Origin of the sequence: Bradyrhizobium sp. CCBAU 051011 (assembly GCF_009930815.1) — a bacterium.
In the GTDB taxonomy this organism is placed as follows: Bacteria; Pseudomonadota; Alphaproteobacteria; order Rhizobiales; family Xanthobacteraceae; genus Bradyrhizobium.
The window spans coordinates 5634302-5659719 of record NZ_CP022222.1 but is presented as its reverse complement, the minus strand read 5'-3'; the positions used below and the strand labels follow the sequence as shown (position 1 = coordinate 5659719).

Annotated in this window: 21 protein-coding genes and 1 pseudogene; 11 read left to right on the top strand and 11 right to left on the bottom strand. The window is 58.6% G+C overall.

Features of this window, described 5'->3' with window-relative positions; translation table 11 throughout:
* Positions 1 to 51: 51 nt before the first annotated feature.
* Positions 52 to 2031 carry an acetate--CoA ligase gene (gene acs, locus ACH79_RS26460; RefSeq protein ID WP_161853572.1) on the bottom strand — a complete coding sequence of 660 codons (1980 nt, stop codon included), beginning with the start codon at positions 2029 to 2031 and terminating at the stop codon, positions 52 to 54.
* Positions 2032 to 2602: 571 nt separating this feature from the next.
* On the opposite strand from acs, the gene ACH79_RS26455 reads away from it, so the two are divergent.
* From ACH79_RS26455 to ACH79_RS26440, 4 genes are read left to right on the top strand one after another with little or no spacing between them, the layout of a single operon-like run.
* Positions 2603 to 2908, top strand: coding sequence for a DUF485 domain-containing protein (locus ACH79_RS26455; protein WP_371419283.1), 306 nt, complete (start codon positions 2603 to 2605; stop codon positions 2906 to 2908).
* Complete coding sequence (locus tag ACH79_RS26450) at positions 2905 to 4596, top strand: cation acetate symporter (RefSeq protein WP_161853571.1); 1692 nt, start codon at positions 2905 to 2907, stop codon at positions 4594 to 4596. The genes ACH79_RS26455 and ACH79_RS26450 overlap by 4 nt, the downstream gene beginning before the upstream one ends.
* A gap of 58 nt (positions 4597 to 4654) precedes the next feature.
* Positions 4655 to 6457 carry a putative nucleotidyltransferase substrate binding domain-containing protein gene (locus tag ACH79_RS26445; RefSeq protein WP_161853570.1) on the top strand — a complete coding sequence of 601 codons (1803 nt, stop codon included), beginning with the start codon at positions 4655 to 4657 and terminating at the stop codon, positions 6455 to 6457.
* 1 nt (position 6458) lies between these two features.
* Positions 6459 to 7130, top strand: coding sequence for a 3'-5' exonuclease (locus ACH79_RS26440; RefSeq protein ID WP_161853569.1), 672 nt, complete (start codon positions 6459 to 6461; stop codon positions 7128 to 7130).
* Positions 7131 to 7633: 503 nt separating this feature from the next.
* On the opposite strand, the gene ACH79_RS26435 is transcribed toward ACH79_RS26440, so the two are convergent.
* Positions 7634 to 8365 (bottom strand): CPBP family intramembrane glutamic endopeptidase, encoded by a 732-nt coding sequence (locus ACH79_RS26435; RefSeq protein ID WP_161853568.1) that lies wholly within the window; start codon positions 8363 to 8365, stop codon positions 7634 to 7636.
* A gap of 104 nt (positions 8366 to 8469) precedes the next feature.
* Here ACH79_RS26435 and ACH79_RS26430 point away from each other — a divergent pair, with 104 nt between their 5' ends.
* Together ACH79_RS26430 and ACH79_RS26425 are read left to right on the top strand one after the other, a co-directional pair.
* Complete coding sequence (locus ACH79_RS26430) at positions 8470 to 8700, top strand: hypothetical protein (RefSeq protein ID WP_161853567.1); 231 nt, start codon at positions 8470 to 8472, stop codon at positions 8698 to 8700.
* 229 nt (positions 8701 to 8929) lie between these two features.
* Complete coding sequence (locus tag ACH79_RS26425; protein ID WP_161853566.1) at positions 8930 to 10336, top strand: sodium:proton antiporter; 1407 nt, start codon at positions 8930 to 8932, stop codon at positions 10334 to 10336.
* 165 nt (positions 10337 to 10501) lie between these two features.
* On the opposite strand, the gene ACH79_RS26420 is transcribed toward ACH79_RS26425, so the two are convergent.
* Together ACH79_RS26420 and ACH79_RS44255 are read right to left on the bottom strand one after the other, a co-directional pair.
* Complete coding sequence (locus ACH79_RS26420; RefSeq protein WP_161853565.1) at positions 10502 to 11791, bottom strand: hemolysin family protein; 1290 nt, start codon at positions 11789 to 11791, stop codon at positions 10502 to 10504.
* 891 nt (positions 11792 to 12682) lie between these two features.
* Positions 12683 to 12848: pseudogene (locus ACH79_RS44255) on the bottom strand (VirB8/TrbF family protein); the annotation flags it as partial.
* An 8-nt stretch (positions 12849 to 12856) separates the two neighbouring features.
* Between ACH79_RS44255 and ACH79_RS26410 the strand changes: the two are divergent.
* The 3 genes from ACH79_RS26410 to arsA all read left to right on the top strand — a co-directional run bounded on the left by ACH79_RS26410 (position 12857) and on the right by arsA (position 17510).
* Positions 12857 to 13276, top strand: a complete 420-nt coding sequence (locus ACH79_RS26410) for a trehalose-6-phosphate synthase (protein ID WP_371419475.1) — start codon at positions 12857 to 12859, stop codon at positions 13274 to 13276.
* Between the two features lie 1536 nt (positions 13277 to 14812).
* Positions 14813 to 15697: a class II glutamine amidotransferase gene (locus tag ACH79_RS26405; RefSeq protein WP_161853563.1), complete on the top strand. Its 885-nt coding sequence runs from the start codon at positions 14813 to 14815 to the stop codon at positions 15695 to 15697.
* Between the two features lie 58 nt (positions 15698 to 15755).
* A complete protein-coding gene (gene arsA, locus ACH79_RS26400; RefSeq protein WP_161853562.1) occupies positions 15756 to 17510 on the top strand; it encodes an arsenical pump-driving ATPase in 1755 nt (584 codons plus the stop codon).
* Between the two features lie 76 nt (positions 17511 to 17586).
* On the opposite strand, the gene ACH79_RS26395 is transcribed toward arsA, so the two are convergent.
* The 6 genes from ACH79_RS26395 to ACH79_RS26370 form a co-directional block, all read right to left on the bottom strand.
* Positions 17587 to 18876: a hypothetical protein gene (locus ACH79_RS26395; protein WP_161853561.1), complete on the bottom strand. Its 1290-nt coding sequence runs from the start codon at positions 18874 to 18876 to the stop codon at positions 17587 to 17589.
* A 139-nt stretch (positions 18877 to 19015) separates the two neighbouring features.
* Positions 19016 to 19366: a carboxymuconolactone decarboxylase family protein gene (locus tag ACH79_RS26390; protein WP_161853560.1), complete on the bottom strand. Its 351-nt coding sequence runs from the start codon at positions 19364 to 19366 to the stop codon at positions 19016 to 19018.
* 28 nt (positions 19367 to 19394) lie between these two features.
* Positions 19395 to 20582 (bottom strand): acetyl-CoA C-acetyltransferase, encoded by a 1188-nt coding sequence (locus ACH79_RS26385; protein WP_161853559.1) that lies wholly within the window; start codon positions 20580 to 20582, stop codon positions 19395 to 19397.
* Between the two features lie 257 nt (positions 20583 to 20839).
* On the bottom strand, positions 20840 to 21088 hold the full coding sequence (locus ACH79_RS26380) for a hypothetical protein (protein WP_161853558.1): 249 nt from the start codon (positions 21086 to 21088) through the stop codon (positions 20840 to 20842).
* Complete coding sequence (locus ACH79_RS26375; RefSeq protein ID WP_161853557.1) at positions 21085 to 21423, bottom strand: hypothetical protein; 339 nt, start codon at positions 21421 to 21423, stop codon at positions 21085 to 21087. Before ACH79_RS26375 ends, ACH79_RS26380 begins: the two co-directional genes overlap by 4 nt.
* A 174-nt stretch (positions 21424 to 21597) precedes the next feature.
* A complete protein-coding gene (locus ACH79_RS26370) occupies positions 21598 to 22296 on the bottom strand; it encodes a hypothetical protein (RefSeq protein ID WP_161853556.1) in 699 nt (232 codons plus the stop codon).
* Positions 22297 to 22476: 180 nt separating this feature from the next.
* Here ACH79_RS26370 and ACH79_RS26365 point away from each other — a divergent pair, with 180 nt between their 5' ends.
* Together ACH79_RS26365 and ACH79_RS26360 are read left to right on the top strand one after the other, a co-directional pair.
* The gene (locus tag ACH79_RS26365; RefSeq protein WP_161856579.1) at positions 22477 to 23199 is read left to right on the top strand and encodes a response regulator; all 723 of its coding nucleotides are present in this window, start codon (positions 22477 to 22479) and stop codon (positions 23197 to 23199) included.
* Positions 23196 to 24593: an ATP-binding protein gene (locus ACH79_RS26360; RefSeq protein ID WP_202639041.1), complete on the top strand. Its 1398-nt coding sequence runs from the start codon at positions 23196 to 23198 to the stop codon at positions 24591 to 24593. The genes ACH79_RS26365 and ACH79_RS26360 overlap by 4 nt, the downstream gene beginning before the upstream one ends.
* Positions 24594 to 24668: 75 nt before the next feature.
* Here the strand turns inward: ACH79_RS26360 and ACH79_RS26355 are convergent, their stop codons facing one another.
* Entirely contained in the window at positions 24669 to 25325 is a 657-nt protein-coding gene (locus ACH79_RS26355; protein ID WP_161853555.1) for a DUF6064 family protein, read from the bottom strand.
* Positions 25326 to 25418 lie beyond the last annotated feature (93 nt).

Genomic DNA, 25418 nt, shown 5'->3' with positions numbered 1-25418 from the left:
TCTCTCGTTCATGTTTCTGATCGTCGGCACCCACACTGCGTGGCAACGCGACTACGCCGGCGCGCCCTTCTTGTTCTGCCGGTTCTGGACGAGGTCTTCGACCACGTGTGGATCGGCGAGCGTCGAGGTGTCGCCGAGGCTGGACGGCTCGTCCTCGGCGATCTTGCGCAGGATGCGCCGCATGATCTTGCCCGAGCGGGTTTTTGGCAGGCCCGGCGCGAACTGGATCTGGTCGGGGGAAGCGATCGGGCCGATGTCCTTGCGCACCCAGGCGACCAATTCTTTCCGCAACTCCTCGGTCGGCTCGGTGCCGGCCATCAGCGTCACATAGGCATAGATGCCCTGGCCCTTGATGTCGTGGGGATAGCCGACCACGGCGGCTTCCGACACCTTGGCGTGTGCGACCAGCGAACTCTCGACTTCGGCGGTGCCCATGCGGTGGCCGGAGACGTTGATGACGTCGTCGACGCGGCCGGTGATCCAGTAATAGCCGTCCGCATCCCTGCGGCAGCCGTCGCCAGTAAAGTACTTGCCCTTGTAGGTCGAGAAATAGGTCTGCTCGAAACGGGCGTGGTCGCCATAGACCGTGCGCATCATCCCCGGCCAGGACTTGATGAGGCAGAGATTGCCTGTGGCTTCGCCCTCCAGCACCTTGCCGTCGGCATCGACGATCTCAGGCACCACGCCGAAGAACGGCCGCGTCGCCGAACCCGGCTTGAGTTTTGTGGCGCCCGGCAGCGGCGTAATTAGGATGCCGCCGGTCTCGGTCTGCCACCAGGTGTCGACGATCGGGCAGCGGCCGTCGCCGACCACGCGATAGTACCATTCCCAGGCCTCCGGATTGATCGGCTCGCCGACGGTGCCGAGCAGACGCAGGCTCTTGCGCGAGGTCTTCTGCACGGGCGCATCGCCGGCCTGCATCAGCGCGCGGATCGCGGTCGGCGCGGTGTAGAAGATATTGACGTTGTGCTTGTCGATGACGTTCCAGAAGCGGGAATTATCCGGATAGTTCGGCACGCCTTCGAACATCAGCGTGGTCGCGCCGTTCGCCAGCGGTCCATAGAGTATGTAGCTGTGGCCGGTGACCCAGCCGACGTCGGCGGTGCACCAGTAGATATCGCCGTCGTGATAGTCGAACACGTATTGATGCGTCATCGACGCGTAGACCAAATAGCCGCCGGTGGTGTGAACTACGCCCTTCGGGGCACCGGTTGAACCGGAGGTATAGAGGATGAACAGCGGATCCTCCGCGTTCATCTCCTCGCATGGGCAATCGGTCGAGACCGATTTCGCGGCTTCGTCGTAATAGACATCGCGGCCCGCCTTCATGGCAACATCGCCGCCCGTATGGCGAACCACGATGATGCTCTCGATACAGCCGAGCTTTTGGGCCGCAACGTCAGCGTTGGCCTTCAGCGGCACCTTCCTGCCGCCGCGTTCCCCTTCGTCGGCGGTAACGACGACGGCCGACGTGGCGCCGTCGATCCGGCCGGCAAGCGAGTCCGGCGAGAAGCCGCCGAATACGACGGAATGGATCGCCCCGATCCGCGCGCAGGCCAGCATCGCGTAGGCCGCTTCCGGAATCATCGGCAGATAGATCGTGACGCGGTCGCCCTTTTTGACGCCGCGCGCCTTCAATACATTGGCAAATCTGCACACCTCGGCGTGCAGCTGTCTGTAGGTAATTTTCTTGTCGGTGTTCGGATCATCCCCCTCCCAGATGATGGCTACCTGGTCGCCGCGCTTGTCGAGATGCCGATCGATGCAGTTCCAGGCGACGTTCAGGACGCCATCTTCGAACCATTTGATCGAGATATTGCCAGGAGCGAAGGAGACGTTCTCGACCTTTTGGAAAGGCTTCATCCAGTCGATGCGCTTGGCCCGTTCGGCCCAGAATCCGTTGGGATCGCTGACCGAGCGGGCATACATCTCGCGGTACTTGGCGTCATCGATAAAGGCGTGCTTGGCCCAATCGGCTGGTACATTGTAGATCTTCTCTTGTGCAACGAGGTTGGCGCCGCCCGTGTTCATCAGAAATCCTCCCATAGCCGCTGCTCTCTGCAGGCAACCCTTCTCGTCAACGGTGCTGGCACGGTTCGAGTCCGCGCTCTCTCTTATTGGAGTTCCGGAGCATTATCCGGAGCAGTGGGTACCGGTTTTCTCTTGCGACAAACGCCACGCGTTTGCGCGGAGATCGTGCCAAACAAAAGAGATAGAGCGGGATCACGATTCGAAGAATGTCATCGCGCTCTAGAAGTAGTCTGGCTCGCTACGCGGAGCGTAACGGCAAGCCAGTTTGACGCAGTCCACCGCATTCCCATACGGCCATACGACGGGCGCCGATTTGATCTTGGTCAAGCGCGAGACCTGCAAACTTATTTTGCTTGCGGGCGAGAACGCGCACTGTCTGGCAGATTGATCTGTATCAAAGCGCTCGCCGCCTGCTCGTACATACGTGATGTAGCTCTAAAGCTGTTTGTCGTGAGCAATTTTGGTTCACGCTTACATGTGCCCGACTTCGAATACGCAGGAAATGGACGCCGTGCGGCAGCTTGAACGCGCGGGTCCGACTTTCTTTCCACGAACTCTGAAGGGACCATGCATGTTGAGCAGTCACGAAAAGATCGAGCAAGACCCCAACTATCAGGAACTGGTTCGCCGACGCTCGTCGCTCGGCTGGACGTTATCGCTGATCATGTTGATCATCTATTTCGGCTTTATCCTCCTGGTCGCCTATGCACCAAAGTTCCTCGGTACACCACTGGGGACGGGCGTGATGACCATCGGTATTCCGATCGGCCTGCTTGTCATTGCTTCGGCGTTCCTGCTCACCGGCATCTACGTCAGCAAGGCCAATTCCAAATACGATCCGCTGATCCGCAAGATTGTTGGAGCGAACCGGCCATGAAAAAGATTTCCTGTCTGTTGGTGACATTGCTTGTTTGCTTTCCCACGCTTGCGCTTGCGGCCGGAACCATCGACGGAGGCGGCAAGCAGGCGACCAACTGGGCCGCCATTGGCATGTTCATCGGTTTTGTGTCCTTGACCCTTGCCATAACTTATTGGGCGTCAAAACGGACGGTATCAGCTGCGGATTTCTACTCCGCAGGCGGTGGCATCACTGCCGGCCAAAACGGCCTCGCGATCGCCGGCGACTACATGTCGGCGGCCTCGTTCCTGGGCATCTCGGGCCTTGTCTATACCTCCGGCTACGACGGTCTGATCTACTCGGTGGGCTGGCTTGTCGGCTGGCCCGTCGTCACGTTCCTGATTGCCGAACAACTGCGCAATCTGGGCAAGTTCACATTTGCCGACGTTGCCTCGTTCCGGCTCGGGCAGACACGGATTCGCGTGTTGGCGGCGAGTGGCTCACTGGTGACCGTCGCATTCTATCTGATCGCGCAGATGGTTGGTGCCGGCAAGCTGATCCAACTCCTTTTTGGTCTGGAATACTGGATCGCAGTGGTCCTGGTCGGCGGCCTTATGATGATCTACGTGACCTTTGGCGGCATGAAAGCCACGACCTGGGTGCAAATCATCAAGGCCGTGCTACTGCTTTCTGGCGCAACGTTCATGGCCGGCGCGGTACTTTACAAGTTCGGGTTCAGCCCGGAAGCGCTGTTTGCCAAGGCAACGGAAGTGCACCCCAAGAAGATCGCGATCATGGAACCCGGCAGCTTGATTTCCAACCCATTGTCGGCGATTTCGCTTGGCTTGGCCCTGATGTTCGGCACCGCGGGCTTACCGCATATCCTGATGCGCTTTTTTACAGTGAAAGACGCCCAGGCAGCGCGCAAGTCGGTGTTCTATGCAACCGGCTTCATTGGCTACTTCTACATTCTGACCTTCATCATTGGTTTCGGCGCCATCACGCTCGTCTCGACCGATCTGGCATTCCTCGATGCCGGGATTCTAGAGAAGACCAAGAGCGGGATCGCGGCCATCAAGGGCGGATCCAACATGGCCGCTATCCATCTGGCCGACGCCGTTGGTGGCAATCTGTTCCTTGGCTTCATATCGGCGGTCGCTTTTGCCACCATCCTCGCCGTAGTCTCCGGGTTGGCACTCGCCGGAGCCTCGGCCATCAGCCACGATATCTACGCCATGGTGATCAAGGGCGGAAATGCCAATGAACAAGACGAAGTTCGCGTCTCCAAGATAGCAACGTTGTTCCTGGGCGTACTGGCGATCATCCTTGGCATCATCTTCGAGAACCAGAACGTCGCCTTCATGGTTGGCCTCGCCTTCGCCATCGCGGCATCCTGCAACTTCCCGGTGCTGGTGATGTCGATCTTCTGGAAAGGTCTTACCACGCGGGGCGCATTGATCGGGGGCTTCCTTGGCCTGACAAGTGCCGTGGTCGGCGTTATACTCTCGCCCGCCGTATGGGAAGTGACCCTCGGTTTTGCCAAGGGGTCGGCGCCGGTTAAGTTGGACAACCCTGCGCTTTTCTCGATGTCCCTTGCGTTCGTTGGCATCTGGCTGTTTTCGATCCTGGACCGCAGCACGCGGGCTGCGGTCGACCGGGATGGCTTCGACGCACAGTTTGTGCGCTGCCAAACCGGAATCGGCGCAGCAGGAGCGACCGCGCATTGAGACCCGGACCTTGAAAGGCTAGCTTGCGCATTATTCCAAGCCAGGGGGCTCGAGTGCAATGCCCAAGGCTTTCGATGCCGCAAATCCGCCTTTTGATCGTCTGACGCCAAAAGAGGTCGAGACGCTGCGTGCGGCGCTCGACATCGTCTACTTCCGGCCGGGTGAAGCGATTATCGAGCAAGACACGCCTGCCGACGCTCTTTACGTCGTCATCAAAGGTACGATCGAGGAGCGGGACGGCAGCGACCTGCTGGCGCTGCTCGGCCCCAAAGACAGTTTCGATAGCCGCGCCCTCGTCCATGGCAAGAGCGGACACACCTTTCTCGCTCGCGAAGAGACGCTATGTTACGCCGCTCCGAAAGCCGCGATAGTCGACCTGATTCAAAGCAATCCACGGTTTGCTTCGTTCTTCTACCGCGATATATCGCGCAAGCTGGATGAATTCGTCCGCGACGAGGAGGAGCAGCGTTATGGTTCGTTGATGCGTTCTCGGATCTCCGAGCTATTCCTGCACCCCGCCGCCTTCATTGATGCGGGAGACACCGTCGAAGCCGCAGGCCACATGATGCACGAGATCGATAGCAACGCATTGTTCGTTCGCGACGGCGAACGGATCGGCATCATTACCGGCATGAACCTGTCCAAGGCGGTGGTATTGCGCCGCCAATCGATCCAAACACCTGTGCGCGAATTCGCACACTTCGACGTGATCACGGTGCGACCGGATGACTTCGTATCCTCGGCTCTTGTGCTCATGACCAAGCTCAACAAGCGGCGCGTCGCGGTCCGTGACGGCGAGCGCTTTGTCGGCGTCCTGGAGGATATCGACGTGCTGGGCTTTCTTGCCGGCAGCGCCCAGGTCGTCGCCGGCCGCATCGAGCGTGCTTCGACCCAGGATGATTTGGCCGTCGCTGCGCGCGAAACGACGGCGCAGGTACGCACGCTGCGCCGCCAGGGCGTCGGTGTCGAGCTGATTGGCGAGATCGTCTCCGATCTCAATCAGCGCCTTTTTTCCAGATTGTTCGAGATGGTAGCGCCAGCCGAGTTTCGCACCAGCGGTTGCCTCATCGTCATGGGGAGTGAGGGCCGCGGCGAGCAGACCGTTCGCACGGATCAGGACAACGGCCTTATCCTGTCCGAACCGGTCGACAAGCCGACGCTGGACGCGTTTCGAGCCGATTTTTCCGGGGCGCTGGCAAGCTTTGGTTTTCCACCCTGCCCCGGGAACGTGATGGTGAGTAGTCCGGCGTGGTCCAAGCCACTCTCCGACTATCTCGCGGATTTTCGCAACTGGATCGCGCTACCCGATAACACTTCCCATTTGAACGTCGCCATCTTCTATGATGCGCGGGCCGTCGCTGGCAACGCACAGCTGCTCACCAAAGCCAAGACCACGCTCATCGAGATGGTCCGCGGAGAGCAGGCTTTCCTGGCCCATTTCGCGCGCGCGATTGACACCTTCGCCACACCGATCGGTCTGTTCAAAAATCTAATCACATCTGCGGGCAATGGCGACGCGCTGGACCTCAAGAAGGGTGGCATCTTTCCGATCGTGCATGGCGTCCGCAGTCTTGCTCTCGAGCATGGGTTGATGGAGACCGCCACCGACAAGCGCATCGCGCGGCTGCGCGATATCGGCGTGCTGCATGCGGACTTCGCTCGCGAGTTGAGCCAAGCCTTTCAGTTCATGCTGATGTTGAGGCTCGATGGGCAATTGGCAGCGTCAGCCGGTACCTCCGGTACGCTTGTACGACCGTCGTCGTTGTCAAGCATGGAGCGTGACCTCCTGCGCGATGCGTTTCAGGTTGTGAAGCAGTTTCGCGAGTTCACTCGTCGTCATTTCAATCTAGGTGCCTTCTGACGTGATCCCCCGCGCTATCAAACGCCTGTTCCATCAAGCCTCGATCGGAGACCAGTCCTACCGGTTCATGTTCGAGCGTGGCCCCACGGACGAAGTTGTTGCGATCGATTGCGAAACAACGGGGCTGAATGTGCACACCGACGACATCATAACCATCGCTGCGATCAAGATACGGGGCAACCGTATCCTGACCAGCGAACGCTTCGAGGCGGTTGTGCGCCCCGAGGCCAGCATGCAGCCGGAAGCGATCAAGGTACATCGCCTTCGTCAGGTCGACGTTGCACAGGGCCCCCTGATCCGGAAGGCGCTGCCAAGCTTCCTGCATTTCGTCGGAGGACGGCCGCTTGTCGGGTACTACGTCGATTTCGATATCGCCATGCTGGATAAGTATATTCTTCCCTTTATTGAGATCGAACTGCCAAATCCCCGCATCGAGGTCTCCAAGCTCTACTACGAGCGCAAGTACGGTGACGCGCCGCCCAACACCTCGATCGATCTCTCGTTCGCGGCAATTCTCAAAGACCTCAATATCCCCACTCTTCCTCAACACGACGCTTTCAACGACGCGTTGATGACTGCGATGATGTATGTCGCATTGCGTGACATGAAGGAGAGAGGAATACGCATCCCGCGCTTGCGCACGTATGACGTTTTCGATCCGACCGGGGCATAGGGATCTGCCGCGCCGACGCCTTGATCGCTCGGTGCACGCGCCATGCACACATCGCCTTCTAGCCAATTGAAATGCTTGAACTCTCGTTCCGATTTCGACTTTGGGTGGCGAGCACCTCAACGAGGAAGATAAGGCGATCCTGGCAGGCGCAAAGCCCTTGGACCGAGTGACGCGTTGTATGCACTGCGGGAGGAGAATGGTGCCGATATCTGGATCGAACGGACGCACGGAATTGAAATGCGTGTTCTGCGATGACCTGGACCGGATGAAGTTGGCAGTCGAACAAAGGGGCCGTAGGCCCGCTGGCCATTCCTGTGGCGGCTTCGTATTTTCCGGATCGGAGGCAGCGCGAGGCTGCGGAGTCGGGGCACTGGTCTAGTGGCCGGTGGAGCGCGGTTCATTTCCTCCAGAAGCTCGCGCACCGCATCGAACTGCGTGCCGAAGCCCTTTTTGCAACAAAATCTGCCAATAGCGGACGTGCCTACACTATGCTGCCGTGGGCATCAGGTTGGTATAAGGCCGAGCGTCACAACCAAGAACCCCGGACCATTGACGCCCGCATGGATGACGATGCCGACCGACGTATTCCGCGTGCGCTGTACGGCCCACGGTATGGCGAGCACGACCGGCATCAGGAGAAACACGACGCCAAAGCCGAAACTGAAGTGAAAGAGGCCATGAAGAAGTCCCTGGACGGGCCAGGTGCTTTGACCGAACACCGGCTCCTGGCGCGGCTGGATGAACCCGCGCCACCAGAACTCCTCGCCGATAATGTTGAGCACAAAGAACGGCAGCCAGAGCGCAAGAATGTAGTATTGACCAATCTCTAGCGGCCTAACCGCCATGAAGGAAGGATGAGGCGGCAATCCCGGCCAGACGCTTGCGTTGAACAGCTGCAAACCAGCGACAGCCGCGAAGGTAAACAGCAGCACAAGGCCGGCGAGGCGCCACTCTTCGCCGCTCAGATGGCGAACGCGCAAGTGCTCCAGGACAGTGCGAAGGGATGGCGCTGGCAGTGCCATCCACGCGCCGAGCAATGCGGCGGCGAGGAGCGGTGCCAAGACAAGCGCGCCGCTCGCGAACCACGCCGAAAGTGGTTCCCACCCCCGTGCCACCAGGAGAGGAAGCAACTGAGTTGTAGCCAGCCAAAGCAGCAGCGCAGGGACGCCGAACAAGACAAGCGAGAGTCCAACGCCAATCCGGCCCGGAACGGGCTTTTGCTGTCGGTCGTCCATCTTTGCACAACTTGGCCCTTGAATAGCAACAGTCCGAGAGTAGTGACAGCCGCCACTCCAATGGTTAACCTCTGTGCAAAGAGCTTCTCATATCGGTGACATTGATGCCCTTCAAAAGTCCGCACGTTTCGTTTGTCACGTTCTGCGTCGAGGTTGGGCCATCAGGCACTGCCGAGGTGATGGTGATTGAAACCGACCTACACCTCAATTCGCGTCACCCGGATTACAATCCAGCGGCGGTTCAACGTCTGGTTCAAGCGGCACAGGCTTATCTCAAGGATGATGGGCGCGAAGCCGTCATCAGGCTGGTCAGCAACCGCGGCGGCGTCACTTAGGTCATCTGCGTCGTGACACCGTAGATAGTTTGGCTAACGAGGTCAGACCGTTGGCCGTCGGCAAGGTTCGTGCTAGAAATGGAGGATGAGCTACCTTTCTGAACTATGTCTTTGGCTTGCTACGCTCGATCGCTCCTTTGCGTTCCTGTTAGCGCTTCCGTTCATGGTAGCGGCCGCAGGGCTAGCCTCGCACTACCTCCATCAGCGATCTGGCCGGACGTGAGCTGAAATGCGGAGCGATCGGGGGGGTCTCCTCGCCATTGTCATTGCGATATTTTTGCCATCAGAAGCGCTTGCGGCCGATCTGGATGGGGCGCGGATGGGTCTTGGCTGGGCACTGCCTTTTGCTGGGATGCTTTTCTCTATCGCCCTGTTCCCACTCGTGGCACCCCATTTTTGGGAGCATCACCAAGGCAAGATAGCGTTCGCGTGGGCGGGATTGATTCTGGTTTCACTCGTGATTTCGGCAGGTGTATCCACGACGACGCAGGCGCTCCTGCACACGCTATTGCTAGAATATATCCCGTTCATTCTGCTGCTCCTTGCACTGTTCACGGTCGCAGGTGGTATCGCCGTGAGAGGAAATCTGCACGGATCGCCCGTCGTGAATACCATGTTGCTAGCGGTAGGCACACTTCTGGCGAGCCTGATCGGGACAACGGGCGCGTCGATGGTCATGATCCGACCTGTGCTGCGGGCTAACGACGATCGTCGGAGAAACGTGCACATAGTCGTCTTTTTCATATTCCTGGTCTCGAACATTGGCGGCTCTCTTACCCCGCTCGGGGACCCCCCTCTATTCCTCGGTTTCTTGCGAGGCGTCGATTTCTTCTGGACGACGACCCATCTATTGCCCCAGACGGCGTTGATTGTCGGCCTCCTACTGACCCTCTTCTTCGTGATCGATACCTACTTCTATCGCAAAGATGGACATAGCCCGCCGGACCCGACCCCTGACGACCCGCTGCGCGTCAGCGGCGGCGTCAATTTTGTCCTGATGGGCGGAATTATTGGCGCTCTCCTTTTCAGTGCAACGGTCAACCTCGGAAGCGTCGAGGTTTTCGGCACAACGATCGAGCTGCGCAACGTCGTCCGTGACGCAGTTATGTTAGGAGTGGTGTTCGCGTCGCTCGCATGGACGTCCTCCTCTGATCACGACGCCAACGGCTTTTCATGGGCGCCAATGGTTGAGGTCGCCAAACTTTTCGCAGGGATTTTCGTTACCATCATCCCTGTTATTGCCATGCTCAACGCTGGAAAATCCGGCGCATTCGCTCCGCTTGTGAGCATTGTCACCCATTCAGATGGGACCCCAAATCATGCCGCTTATTTCTGGATGACCGGCTTGTTGTCTTCGTTCTTGGACAATGCCCCAACTTATCTAGTGTTCTTCGAGCTCGCGGGCGGGGATGCAAAAAACTTGATGGCAAGCGGTGCTTTGACGCTCGCAGCCATCTCAGCCGGGGCCGTGTTCATGGGAGCGAATACTTACATCGGCAACGCTCCGAATTTCATGGTTTATGCTATCGCGAGAAAAAACGGTGTAAAAATGCCGAGCTTTTTCGGCTATCTGGCATGGGCTGTGGCGTTTCTTCTGCCAATATTCGTGGTGGTGACTCTCATCTTTTTCCTGTGAGCCAGCTCATTTGAATGTTTGGGGCCAGACCGAATGAGACGTCCGCTTCCGGTCAATCGCGCCGCTTCGGCGCTGCGCCGATCACTTCCGGTCTACCCCGATGAAACGGACATCAGAAGGGCCCTGTCGGCATTTCTCAAACGTGCCAGAAGCGGGCTTTGATATTCATGCGACTTCCAACTGGCTGGCCAACACCTTGTCTATGCGCCTTCGGTCCACATCGACGATTTCGAATCGCCATCCATCAACTTCAATTCTATCGCCAATGCCCGGGATCTTGCCGAACTCCTGAAGCAAAAAACCGGCAAACGTCTGATATGGCCGCGATGGAGGAAGAGTGATCCCGAGCAATTGTGCAAATTCAAGCGCGGGCATCCAACCCGAGATTAGATAGGAGCCGTCGTCGCGCCTTACGGCAGCAGGTTCAGCAGGCCCGTCGTTCGTATGAAAAGAGCCGACAATCGCTTCGAGAATATCTGCGGTCGTCACGACACCTTGGAAAACGCCATATTCGTCGTGCACTAGTCCCATGTGCACAGGGGATTCCCTCAAGATCGCGATAACATCTCGCACATCGACGGATTCAGAAATGACGGGAACTTGCCGGGTTAGTTTCCGAATGTCCGGCGTCTGTCCGGACAAGTAAGCATTGAGCACATCCTTGGCTTGCACGATCCCAAGGGCGTGTTCCCCATTGCCTTCGAAAACCACCAATCGTGAGTGATCGCTGTTTAGCAAGGCGCTGTAGATCGTCGGAGCCGGATCGGCCAAGTCGATCATGCTCACTTCATGGCGCGGCGTCATGACGGCTCCTACCTGAAGATCACCTAATCGCATTACGCCAGCGATCATCTCTTTTTCTCCCGGCTCCAGCACACCGGCATTTTCGGCCTCGACAACAAGCGAGCGAATTTCATCTTCGCTGACTTTCTCTTCGGCTTCACCACGATGGCCCAGAAGCCACAGCAGCGCCTTGCCAGAACGATCCAATAGCCAGACCAAGGGCATCGATATGCTGGCCAGCAGCACCATTGCAGGCGCAACCCTGACGGCCACAGCCTCGGGATCGCGTAGCGCAATCTGCTTTGGAACAAGCTCGCCGATAATCAGTGAGGCATAGGTGATGACGGCCACGACAACGCCAACCCCGATTGTCTCTGCGACGGTCGGCGAGAGTCCGGCCTCGATCAGCCAAGATGCAAGGCGCAGCCCTAACGTAGCGCCCGAGAAAGCGCCGGATAACACGCCAATCAGCGTGATGCCGATTTGAACCGTGGACAGGAATTTGCCGGGATCGGATGCGAGTGCAAGGGCACGGCGGGACCCCTTGACGCGCTTTTCGACAAGGCCGGCCAGCCGGGCCGGGCGCGATGATACGATAGCCAACTCCGACATTGCGAGTAAGCCATTGATAACAATCAGGATCGTAACGATCCCGAGGTCTAGGTATAACACTGGGAACCTTCTTCTGGGCGCGCAGCCGTAACGTCACCACAACATCGCCGCAGCACATATGTATGTCCCTGCATGAGCACACAATGGAACCATCACGCGAGGGCCAAATGCGAAATAATCAGGATCAGAAAGGCTCGATCAGTATTCGCACTCTCGCCGTTGTCGCTGGAGCAATCATTTTTGCGATTGCCGCCCTTGCATGGGAGAGCACTACGCATGTTCCCCCAAATCCTGGACCAAGCGGAACACCGGGATCAACGGTGCGGGACGAGACCCCACCGCCGGCCACCGGTCGCTCAGAGACGACCACAGGAACCGTGCGCTGACTGCTTCTTTAAAGCTCGGCAGGTCAGCGTTACAGGTCCCTCCGCCCGAATGTCCGCTTAGGATCTTTGGTCGTCGGCCGACTATTTCCGGTTTTCCCCCTGGAAACGGACATCGTCAGGGTCGGTCGCCATGTCTCAAAGGTGCAATATCGGAACCCGCTGATCATCAGTTCTCGACGACAATGAGGGCCAACATGTCCTATGGTGTGGCGTCGGCCTAGTCGCTCTGCAATCGGTCTTTGCGACAAATCAAAGCACCCCTCGTGAATGGCGGTTATGTGAAGTATCGAGGCGTGGACGCCGATCCATGCTGCCTTTTACGCCGGAGCAATTTCTTGCGGTTTTTGTGACTTACAATAATGCCATCTGGCCGGTCCAGATCGCGGCATATCTTCTTGGCAGTATTGCTCGTCCGCAAAACACGAGAAGGAGACCGTGTTCATTGCCGGCATTTTGGCAATGATGTGGCTGTGGACCGGTTTCGGCTATCACGGACTTTCGTTCTCAGTGATCAACAAGGCCGCGTATCTTTTTGCTGGCTGTTCATTGTCCAAGGCTGCTATCTCGTCTACGCGGGCGTGGTCATTGAGGGCGGCGGCGCCGCGATCGGTCGTAAAGTCGTAGGCGCGCAGCCATTCCTGCCGCAGCACGATAGCGTCACTCGAAAGCCCGCGGACGTTTTCGATAAAGCGCGCCAGATGGAAGGCGATCTGCGGATCGGTCGGCTGGTAGGCACTTCATCTACCGCCCGGTATCACAGCCGGAGATCGCGGCGCTATACCGTGCCAGCAAAGTAGGATTCGTCACGCCCTTGCGGGACGGCATGAACCTTGCCGCGAAGGAGTACGTGGCCGCCCAGGATCCTTCCGATCCGGGCGCACTGGTTCTCTCCCGTTTCGCGGGCGCGGCCGATGAACTGACCGACGCCATCCTCGTCAACCCCTACTATATCGATGCACTGGCTGAAAGTCTGTTCGCGGCGATCGAGCTTCCGCGAACCGAGCGGGTACTGCGTTGGCGTCGCATGATGACCAAGCTGGAACAAAACGATGTTCACCGTTGGCGTCGCTCCTACCTGGACGCATTGCAGGCTGCCTGTCGGAAGAACCACGACTCGATCAGCGAAGTCGGGGCAGCAGAAGCTCATCGGCAGCGGTAAGGTTTGGATTGAGGTCGCCAAGCGCTAGGATTTCGCGGCAAAAAGTCACAACCATCTCGCCATCAGGCATGCTTGCCGTTGAGCTACAAGTTGAGGCCGGCCGAAGCTTCGCACCAGGTCACGATGGTGCCGGATCATCGGAAAGCTCGGGCGAGAGAGCTGTCTGCCGACAGCTTCAAAGCTGAAGCGAAAGTCCGTTGGAGTGTTTCGCATACCGGATTGGCAACCGGGCCTCCGGTCGCTGCCGCGACGATCCCCAAAAGGTCTCGACATTTGGTCCGCTGCAAACATCGCTTCATTCTAGTCGGCAACGTTCCGGCCTTCCTCTTTCTGGTCGCCCGCGACGTCGGCTTGGGTGTCGGGTCATGAAACAAGGAGCCGGCGAATGCCTGACAAGTTGCGCACAACTGTCCGATACCCCGGCAAAATCACTTTAATAGTCATTGGAACCGATTTGGGCTCTGGCGCGTACGCTGCTGCCAGGTAAGTTCGTAATGGTTCCGCTCACTAATGACACGGCGCTCGCAGGTTTTGCTCATGGGGCAGCGGCAATCCCTGTGCATGTCTTTGCGGGGTGAACGCGCAGCAGGACCGCAATGCGGCGAGGCTCGCCGCTATGCTTTGCGACCCAAGCATAGCGCTGCGGGTCTCCCATGGCCTTGGCTTCTCGCGAGAGCGAGCAGATCGCCTTGGCACAACGAACAAGGTCCCGCAGCGTACCATGTCCGTTGTACGAGAAGTGATCCTGGTACAATGGCGAGCTAATCTCGATCGCCAAAAATGGGTCAGTTTTTAATGGCGCTCATCCTGAACGTGGCATATCGGGAATACGTTAAGAGTGTCCTTTCTGGAATCGCAAGCCAGGAGACACGACGATGACCATTGTGGCAATACTCGCATTTGTCAGCGTGATCATATTCGCACTCCATGCGCTCGATGCCTATCACACGCGATGAGTGCTAATCGCTGTCAGACCGAAACGCGTCGAGCCGCGCAGCGTTCTGCGCCCAGACTGCCCCACCACCCCAGAGCGATTTGGGACGTTTCGATCAATTGGAGTTCAGCGCTCAAATCGCTGACGACGCATACCCTGCTCGCTCGCAGTAGCCGCAAGTCTCTGCGGCCATTCCAAACGATCGATCGCAAACACAATGCTCGCGCCCATCCCACACCATTCGGAGGGCTTCGAGCCGAACCGGCTCTGCGAGTGCGGAAAGAATCGTGATTGAATTCACAGGCTTACTCAATTCTATGCGCTTATGCGCATAACCGCATACAAACAAACTCTCAGCAGTTATGCAAGGGCCCTCAGAAATCATTTGCAGCATCCGGTATCCTAGCCTTCCAGCGGCAGAGGATTCCGGCGGGTTGATGCACGTCAATTCAAGCGGGACGTCGGCTGCTACGAACGCAACTCGGTTGCACAGTACTGTGGTTCCGCACGCGCCTCTTCGACCAAGTCGATTGAACGCTCGAAAACGAGGGCTCGATATTCGGAATTTTGCGATGTTGTGCACAGTCTAATTTGGCGGATCCATGTGCGAACTCCTCGGACTATCCAGCAATGCCCCTGCAACGGTGAATGTTTCGCTGCCCAAACTCGCCGAACATGGTCGCCTCTCCGGAACGTACAATGATGGCTGGGGCGTCGGCTATTATGAGGGAGCGGACGTGCGTTTGATGAAGGACTCCGCCGCTGTCGGCGACAGTGAATGGATTCAATTCATCGCCAGCCATAATCTACGAAGCCAGTTTGTGATCGCACATACCCGCAAGGCAACACGCGGAATACGGTCCTACGCCAACGCCCAGCCGTTCGTTCGAGAGCTGGCCGGGCATGCACATTTATTTGCGCACAACGGCGATCTGCCCGGCATACTCAAGTCGAGCGCACTCCAGGCCGATCGGTTCAATCCAATCGGCGAGAGCGACTCCGAGCTCGCCTTCTGCGCTCTCCTCGACCAAATGGCGGCGATCTGGACGGTGCAAGGCGCTGTGCCGACGCTCCGCCAGAGATTCCTCATCGTGTCTTCGTTTGCTGGCGAACTCAGAAAACTGGGACCAGCAAATTTTCTTTACTCCGACGGCGATATGCTCTTCGCTCACGGACACCGGCGGAAGCATGCTGAAACCGGCAAAATCGAGGCGCCGGGTCTCGTGTCAATTCAGCGGCAGTGCCAGCAGGACACGATTGGCTTGGTGGCCAGTGGCCTTTCCATCCGCGGCGACAATCAACAGGTGACTCTCTTCGCGAGCGTCCCTCTGACGAACGAATTCTGGGTCCCGCTTGCTGAAGGCGAATTGGTTGCAGCCCGCGGCGGTCAAATTGTTGCTCGGCAATTGGTCGATCAAGCTATGGCGGTGTCCGACACGTTTTGTGACAATCAGCGCATAGATAAATTGGGCGTGGCCGCAGACTGAGACCTCGGCGCAGTGCCGGGTAACGTGAACAATTCGACCTCCGCACCGATAGGTTTCAATGTTTGTCTTTCGCGCTTTGAACGCTCCCACGCCGTTTCTTTTCTTCACCGGCAAGGGCGGCGTCGGCAAGACCTCTCTGGCATGTGCCACCGCTATCGGCCTCGCCGATCGTGGATGCCGGGTGCTTCTCGTCAGCACCGATCCTGCGTCGAACCTCGACGAGATGCTCGAAGTCGCCCTGACCGATAGCCCAACGCCGGTGCCGAACGTGGCTGGGCTTTCGGCAATGAACATTGACCCCGAGGCAGCAGCCGAGAGCTATCGAACCCGCGTGCTCGCACAGCTCGGACCTGCGGCTAGCCCTGACGAGAGATCGACCGTGCGCGAGCAGCTCTCCGGCGCTTGCACCACCGAGATCGCCGCCTTCGACGAGTTCGTGGGACTTCTGGACGGCGATATGGCGGGGTTCGACCACATCATTTTCGATACGGCCCCGACCGGCCACACTCTGCGGCTGCTGAGCCTCCCCAAAGCGTGGACTGGCTTTCTGAAGGACAACGACCGAGGGGCGTCCTGTCTCGGTCCACATTCAGGTTTGAAGATGCAGGAGGATCGCTTCCGCAAGGCACTTCAGGCTTTGGGCGACTCCAAGCGGACCACCATTATTCTGGTCACCCGCGCCGATCGAGGCGCAATCCGTGAGGCGGCCAGGACTTCCAGCGAACTTGATGCGCTAGATCTTTCGAACCAGTTGCTCGCAGTGAACGGACGCTTCCACGCCGCCGACCTGACTGATGTCGTTGCCGCTGCGCTGGAGCGGGATCAGGATGAGGCTCTGGCCGCCATGCCAGCGTCACTCGCGAAACTGCCGCGAGACGAAATTCCATTGCTCGGCTTCGACCTCGTCGGTCTCACAGCTCTCAGGGCCCTATTGTCACCCTCAAATCCGCCGCCCCCTGCAGCCGGCGAACCCGAAGCCGAGCCGGTTGACCTGCCCGGCCTTGACCGGCTGGTCGATGCGATCGCGCAGGGCAAGCGTGGCCTAATCATGGTCATGGGCAAGGGGGGCGTCGGAAAGACGACGATTGCCGCCGCGATCGCCGTGGGACTCGCGAAGCGAGGTCATGCCGTCCACCTCAGCACTACCGATCCGGCAGCTCACGTAGCCTTCGTCGTTGATGGTGCGATGCCGGGCCTCACGGTCGATCGGATCGATCCCGCGGTCGAGACAGAAAGGTATGTTGCGAAAATATTGGCGAGCCGGAGCGGTGAACTCGACGAGCAGGGTATTGCGCTGCTGCGCGAGGATCTTGCTTCGCCCTGCACGGAGGAGGTTGCCGTGTTTCATGCCTTCTCGCGCATTGTCGTGGAGGCCCGAGCCGCCTTCGTGGTGCTCGACACGGCTCCCACAGGCCACACTCTGCTCTTGCTGGATGCGACCGGCGCTTATCATCGGCAGATGACACGCCAACTCGATCCCAGCGGACCTGGGCGCATCATCACCCCACTGATGAGGCTGCAAGACCCCGTGTACACCCGCGTGATCCTAGCAACCCTGCCGGAGACAACTCCGGTTTCCGAAGCCGCAGCCCTCCAGGATGACTTGCGGCGCGCCAGCATCGAACCCTTCGGCTGGGTCATCAACAAGAGCCTCGCCGCCTCGGGAACCCACGATCCCTTGCTGCGGTTGCGGCTTGTTACAGAGCGAGCGCAGATAGCTCGCGTTCGGAATGGGCTCGCGAAGCGGACATACATGATCGGATGGCGAAACAAACCCCCGATTGGTGTGGAGGAGCTTCGGAATCTATCGTGATAGATTTCCGACGTTGATGCGTAGCCAAGGGAATACCAGTCATGCGAACGGATTTCCTCCAGCTTAGGCTACACGCCTAAATTACGAATACCGGCGCAAACCCGCCGCCCGGCGTCCGAAAATTCGTGGTCTGTCCCTGATATAGACGCGCCGCAGTGAGCAAAACCTGACCGTTGTAGACGTATAACCTGACGTCGGCCTTTCGGGCCTCCGGAGAGCCATCGAGCCTGACCATGCGCTCGCTCGGCGCGGCGAAATCCTGGGCGACATACCCGCCACGGATGATCTCCGCCCAAACTCCCCTGGTGACTTTGTCCCCGCGATAAACCGCTTTGCTCCCATACCCACCCGCTGGCTTGAAGAACAATGACTTTCTTGCCATCCACAGTTCCTGCGCATTGTCCGAGGTAACGAGAACCGTATGTGGCACGCCCGCCAGGTCAGCAAGCACCTGCGGCGGCGCCCCCCAGGAATGAAGCGCCGCGTGATCGGACAGGAGCGCCAGGTTGCGCTTGTCTGCGTACAGTGCATGCACACGCGGATTGGGTGTAACGACGACTGCGCCGTCGAGATAGGCCGCGCGGAGATCCTGGTGTTCGGGATCGCCGAAGGAAAAGTCGACCAATCGATTGTAGACAAGATCGACCGGCTTGCCCTCCGCGAGCAGTTGGCCATGCTCGTACCGGAGCTGATTGCCATCCACAATCACGGCATCGATGCCATTCTTCTGGAAGAAGCGCTGCACCAGCAGAAACTCTGGATAAAGATACTGTTCTGTCGGCCGATCATCGACGATGGCTACCCGCCGCGGGATGCCCTGCCCCTTTTGGAGCTCCCACTCGTGCTGGAACATGCGCATCACCGCCGGTTCGAAATCGTCGGCCTCTGGTCGGCCAAGGGCGACTTCGACCTCTTTGCAGCAAGCTCGCTGAGCCTTGGCCAGCAGCGCGTTCAGGAAAGCGCCGCCGGCGTTTGTATTGACCTCGATCAGCCTGGGGCCGTCAGCGGCAAGGTGGAAGTCGTAACCCATGAATACGCCAACCGGCCCGAAATCATGTCGAGCGATGTCGGGAGCCCAGGACAACGCCGCGTCGCGGTAGCCGGGCAGTCGTGTCGCGGCCTCGACCGCGTGTACGATCCGAAGCATCTCGCCGGCGCCGGCTTCCGGCAGGAATACCGGCACGTTCGAGAACAGATGCGTCTTCGGCCCGATGAAGGTCCTGCAGAATTCCGGATCTTCGGCCTCCCGCTCGAGAGCCTCGCACAAAGCGCCTCGGTCCAGCGTGATGCAGAAGCACTCACGGTTCAAGAACTCGGAGATAGACCGAGTGTCGGACGTGGCAGTAGCAAGCGCCGGAGCGTCCATGCGTTCAACCTCACCCTATTCGTTCCGAATACCAGTTTCACTAGTCTATTCTCAGCGGGAAAATAGGCCTGATACTAGACATCGTCAACGATACTTCTAGAATTATGGAAATAATCATACCGCACCGCGATTTGTGTGGCTACGGCTTTGTGCCGGCAAATTGATCGTAGGCGCGTAGCGCGTCCGCGCCGTACACAGCCGCGGGTCCACCACCCATGTAAACGGCGAGAGCAGCCGTCTCGGCGACCTCCTCCCGGCTTGCTCTGTGCTGATGGGCCATCTTCGTGTGGTAGGCGACGCAGCCGTCGCAGTGGACGGCGATGCCGATCGCGAGCGCCATCAGCTCCTTCATTTTCGTGTCAATGGCGTTGGAGGCCGTCGCCGCGGTCGAGAGAGCCCCAAAAGCTTTCATCGATTCAGGCTCGCCTTTCTGCAACAGTCCCACGCCCGCGATCACATCATGGGCGATCTCTGCAAAATTCTTGCTCATGCCGTGCTCCTGGCAGCGTTCGTACAGATCAAGTCATTGTTTCCAATGCCAACGCGATTCCCTGACCACCGCCGATGCACAGCGTGACGACCCCTTTTTTGATCCCGTCGCGCTGCATCGAATGCAGGAGACGTGTCGTAAGCACTGCGCCACTCGCACCGATCGGGTGACCGTGTGCAATCGCGCCGCCTTCCACGTTGACTACATCGGGAGACAGTCCGAGGTCCTTCGTGACCGCGAGGACGATGGCCGCAAATGCCTCATTGATCTCAATCCGACCGATATCGCCGATCTTCCAGCCGGCGCGGTCGAGCGCCTGCTTCACTGCGGGTACCGGACCAAGGCCGAACATGCCGGGCTCGACTGCGCCGATGCCGTAGGCGGCAAGCCGCGCCATCGGCTGCAGGCCCTTCTTCTCCGCCCAAGTTCTGTCGGCCACGACCATTGCCGCAGCGCCGCTATTGAGGCCCGGCGCGTTGCCGGCCGTGATGGTTCCGTCCTTGCGAAAGGCCGGCTTAAGCTTGGAGAGACTCTCCAGTGTCGTCTCGGGCCGATTGTGCTCATCCTTGTCGAATTTCACCGGGCCTTTTCGTGAGAAAATTTCGACCGCCGCGATTTCCGCGGCGAATTTGCCGGCCGATTGAGCCGCTGAGAACCGCTTCTGCGAGCGCTCCGCCCAGCAGTCCTGGTCTTCCCGGGTGATCTGATGGGAGCTTGCGAGATCCTCGGTATGCCAGCCGGAGTGCTGACCAGAGAATGCATCGTTGAGACCGTCCATCAGCATCGAATCGAAGATCTGCGCATCGCCCATGCGGTAGCCCCAGCGCCCGGAGTTCATGAGATAGGGCGCTCGATCCATGTTCTCCATGCCGCCGGCAACTGCGCTATCGATGAATCCGAGCATGATTTCCTGTGCAGCGCTGGCGATGGCCTGCGCGCCCGAGCCGCAAACCCGGTTGACCGTCATCGCGGGGACCTCGACGGGGACGCCACCATTTATTGCCGCCTGTCGGGCCGGGTTCATTCTGTTGCCGGCCTGGATCACGTTGCCCATCACGACGGTACCGATCTCACCAGGCTGAAGTTTCGCCCGATCCAACGTCGCCCGGACGACCGTAGCGCCGAGGTCGGTCGCAGGCATCTCCTTGTAGGAGCCACCGTAGGTTCCAATCGCTGTGCGCACGGGTGAACAAATGACGACGTCTCTATTGGCCATGATCCCATCTCCTCATTTGAGTACCAACGCGACAACATGCCGTCGCGGACAGGCTCGCTGCACCGGAATGCCGACAGTAGCTACCCTACAGAAGAGCCCCTGGAGGCCAGTGATCTTCATAGCAAAGCGATGGAGACCAAATGTTGCGGTGGATCAAATGCGGCATCAATCGCTTCATCCTTCGATCGAAAGCTGCCTCTCGTTCGTGGCAGCCAATTGAGGGAGCTCCCTGACCTTTAGGCGCCGCGTCGCGATCCTCAGTGCGCAAAGGCGCCCTTTGCCATCATGAGGTGGTGAATCTGATGATGGGCGCCCTGGACCATGATGCCCATGAAGCCGAACGCATTGAGCTTCACGACTTGGCGAGGATCGCTTGTGGTGACCACCAGCTTTACACCATTCGGCAGATCTTCGGTTCTGGCCTGCCAACCGAGCGCAGCTAGCTCATGGGTGTGAGCCGGCACCATCCGCTTGATTGCATCAAGGGTGCGGCCTTCGCCAGTCACCGTGATTGCGATGCCGTCGGCAAGCGTCTGTTGGTTGTGACGGCTCGCATTGTCACCTCGTCCATATCGATCAGATGCTCGCGTAGTGCTGCAATATTTACCTTTGACCAGTTGGTGGTGGAGTCAGCTTCCAGGATATGTACGATCTCCTGGATCGTGCCGAAGACCTCCTGCCCCGGCATCGTCGGTTTCGCCGCTTTGACGCCCCGCATTTGCCGGGCGTGATCAAGGTGCTCCGTGTTCGCGGATTTACCCAGACTAGTCCCGACAAATATGGCACCAGTCGCAACCCCGCCGGCGACAATCAAGGTCAGGAAAAATCGATTAGCAGACATGACAAGTCTCCATCTTGGCGCCGCGGATTGCGACTAATTCCACGCGGCCAATACTGTTGAAGCGAACGAGAACCTCCGCATGAGATCCTGCGTAAAGGCACTTCCTTCACCCGCAGTTCGGGCCTTCCAGCACAGCACACGATCACAAGGTCGCGTGCCGTGCCGTTATCGGCTTCAGTGTTGGTGCTGCGGTTCAGCCAGGGCACCGCGCATATGCATCCCACGCCCCGTCATACCACCGCCGTTCTTCATCATGACCTCGTGCGCTGCGACCATCCCGCGTTGGGCAAAATCGGTCACCTCTGCGGCATGATCTTGAAGGGCCTTGACGGCAGTCGCGTCGGTCGAGGTCTGGACGACGACGATTCCGTTCTCGGTCGTCTCATACGTGGTCTTGATCTTATCCTTTTCCCGGAAGATCGAATGCAGCGCCGGGCTTTCGATGGGCAAGCCTGGATCACGTCCTTCTTCGACCCGTTTTCCCATATCTGCGACGTGCTTTTTGATCGTCGCCGCAACCTCGGGGTCGTCCGATTCCGTAAGCGTGCGGATACCGTCCGGGAGATTCGTCACCGTCCGTTTGATACGATCATGGTTGAAGAGAAGCCCATGGATGTCGCGGCGCTCGTCCATGGTTGCGGAGCCTCCGTTCATCCCCATCATTCTGGCGCCCATACCCATCATGCCGGAACCCATTTGGCCCCGCATGCCTTGCCCCATCGTGCCGTGCATGCCCCGACCCATCTGGCCGTGCATACCCATTCCCGTACCGCGCATTCCACCCGGGCCATGACCGGCTGACTGCGCCAGAGCCCAGCCGCCGACTAGTAAGGTAGCCGCTACAAAGCCGCCGATAACTAGAACCTTCTTCATCTGAATCTCCAATGCCTGTGCAACAGAGAGTCCGTTGCTTCTGGACATTGGAGAGGCCGGATTTCACCTAAGTTTTTCAGCCGCGGGGCATTTTGTGACAAAGCTTGTCAAAGCCGCCGGCAGTCATAGTCGGACACACATTCCGAAAACGCCGCGGATGCTTTGGTCTATATTACCGGGATGCAAGGTGCGCCACACATCCTGATCGTCGATGACCACCGCGAGATCCGCGATCTCGTCTCGCGCGCGCTGACCAAGGAGGGATTCCGGGTCAGTACGGCGGCCGACGGCCGCGCCATGCAAAAGATGCTGGCCGACGGGCGGATCGACCTCATACTTCTCGATCTCATGCTGCCGGGCGAGGATGGATTATCGCTCTGCCGGAAGCTTCGCGCGGAATCGAATGTCCCGATCATCATGCTGACCGCCAAGGGCGAGGAAGTCGACCGCGTCATCGGCCTGGAGATGGGGGCCGATGATTACCTCTCGAAGCCCTTCGGCAGCCGCGAACTGATCGCGCGGATCAAAGCCGTTCTGCGCCGCACTAAGGAGACCGTATCCAAAGCGGATTCGGAGCCACGCCCAAAGAGCTACCATTTCGACCGATGGGGTCTGGATACTGGCTTACGCGCGCTCCTTCGCGATGATGGTGTCACGGTGCCGCTGAGTACCGGTGAATTTGATCTGCTGATTGCGCTAGTCGAGCGACCGCAGCGGGTGCTTAATCGCGACCAACTGCTCGATCTGGCACGGGGTCGCTCTGCTGCAGGTCTCGACCGCAGTATCGACACCCAGGTCAGTCGACTCCGCAAGAAGCTCGAACTTGATCCCAGCGATCCCAAGATCATCAAGACGATATGGGGCGGCGGCTACATGTTCACGCCTGATGTGAGCCGCAAATGAGTGGGTTTCTACCCAAGAGCCTGTTTGGCCAGACCCTGCTGATCTTGGTCGCCGGTCTAATCGTGTCGTTGTTCGTTGGATCATGGATTTACACGCTGGACCGCGAGCAGGCCGTGCGGGCAGTCGGCGGATTTTCCGCCGCACAACGCATTACGAATCTCGCGAAACTGGTGCAGGACACTCCACGCGAGTGGCGCGAACGGATTGTTGCTGGCCTGAGCGACCAGACGTTTCAAGTCTCACTCTCGGCCCAAGCCCCTGCGTTGATCCCGGGCGACCAGGAAGGGCCTGTTGCTGAGGCTATTAAGGAATTTCTTATCGATCAGCTTTCGCTGGCGCCGGGCCAACAACCGCGCGTATCTGCATCGGTGCCGGACACGCCCCTGTTTGGCGGCCCACATCCGATGATGGGGCGAGGTCCGATGATGCACGGATTGCACGGCTTCGGTAGATTCGGAGGCTTCCGTGATTTGCAGGTCGCGGTCCCACTGCCCGATGGCCAATGGCTTTCCTTCGCGACCGCCCTGCCGGAGAGCGGCTCAGGTTTTTCGCGCCAGTTCCTGCTTTCGATGGGGATTATGGCAATCGTTATTCTCGCGGTCTCGGTATGGGCGGTGCGCCGCGTGTCAGCGCCGCTTGCCGAAGTGTCGGCAGCTGCCGAACGGCTCGGCAATGACTTGAATGCTTCGCCCATGCCAGAGACTGGCACGATCGAGACACGTCAAGCTGCGCGCGCGTTCAACACAATGCAGGCCCGGCTACGCAGCCTGATCGAAAGCCGGACGCGCATGTTGGCGGCGATCTCGCACGATCTGCGTACGCCTTTGACGCTGTTACGTCTGCGCGCCGAAAACGTTCAAAATGAGCAGGAGCGCGATAAGATGCTGGCCACCATCGCTGAAATGGACTCGATGGTCGGCGTAACTCTGCAGTTCGCCCGAGACGAGGCCGCAACCGATCTACGGCGTCCCACCGACATTGCAGCGCTTGTCCAGAGCATAGTCGATGACATGGCCGACGCCGGCATGCCCGTCAAAATGGCGCCAGTCGAATCGATTGTGTACGACTGCCGGCCTGACGTCTTGAAGCGAGCGATCCGCAACCTCCTCGACAATGCGGTCAAGTACGGCAAGACAGCAAGCGTAGCTATCCAAACGACGCCGGAAACGATCGAAATCCTGATTGATGATGAAGGTCCCGGAATTCCCCGGGAAGAGCTGGCGCGGGTGTTCGATCCGTTCTATCGTCTTGAAGAATCCCGAAACCGCGAGACCGGCGGAGTTGGCCTGGGTCTGGCGATTACCAGATCGATTGTGCAGGCCCACCGAGGCGAACTCGTCCTGAGCAACAGGGCAACCACTGGCCTCCGTGCCCGAATTGTATTGCCTCGATAAAATGGCTCGTGCCAAAGCATCCTGCCCGAAGTTGCCGCGATACCAGTTAGCGCTCATAAAATCGAAAACTTTTCTTCAAGCTATCCGAGCGCCCTCTGTCGGCGGTCTGTCTCGAAAAACCATTAGCGGTACAGCGATGCAGCCGCTGAGGAGCAGAAACCAGTCTTGCGGTACATTGAGGAGAATGGCGGCACTGCCGCCAATCAAAGACCAAGCAAACGGAATAACAAAGAGCAAGCGCGGTACGGGGCGGACCGTCAATAGAAGCATTCCGAGCGTGAAAATTGTTACCGGGCACGGCGTGACGCCAAACATTGGCATCTCGGGATAATGATGGCCAGTTGCCACGCCTATCAATGGATAGACAATCGCGGCGTACACGACGAACGCCGCGCCTACCCAAGTCGCTAGGTCCGGCCGTAGGCCAAAACTAATTTGATGACGATATACGCCAGCATAGAAGAGACAGCAGCCTTGAACAATGAACAGCGCAGCAAAAAGATACGCCGCCTTGTTGATCACGGAAAACGAAAGTCCATGATAGCCAACACCGGTCCATAGCCACGCCACCACCAAAATACCGGCGATTGCACGATCTGCTTCTCGTGTTTTCCAAAAGAGTAATGCAACAGAGATACCGCCGAGCAGATATGCTGCGATCTGGCTCGGCCAGATGGCATTGTTGTAGTTTACGAACACCGCCAGGAATTGCTCGACTGTAAAGGGCAGCATGGATCGGCCCTATGCTTATGTTTATTGCTACATGGCCCCTGTTGACGAGAGTATTTTGATTTGGCGCAAAATAGATCGCAAACTGCTCCCGCG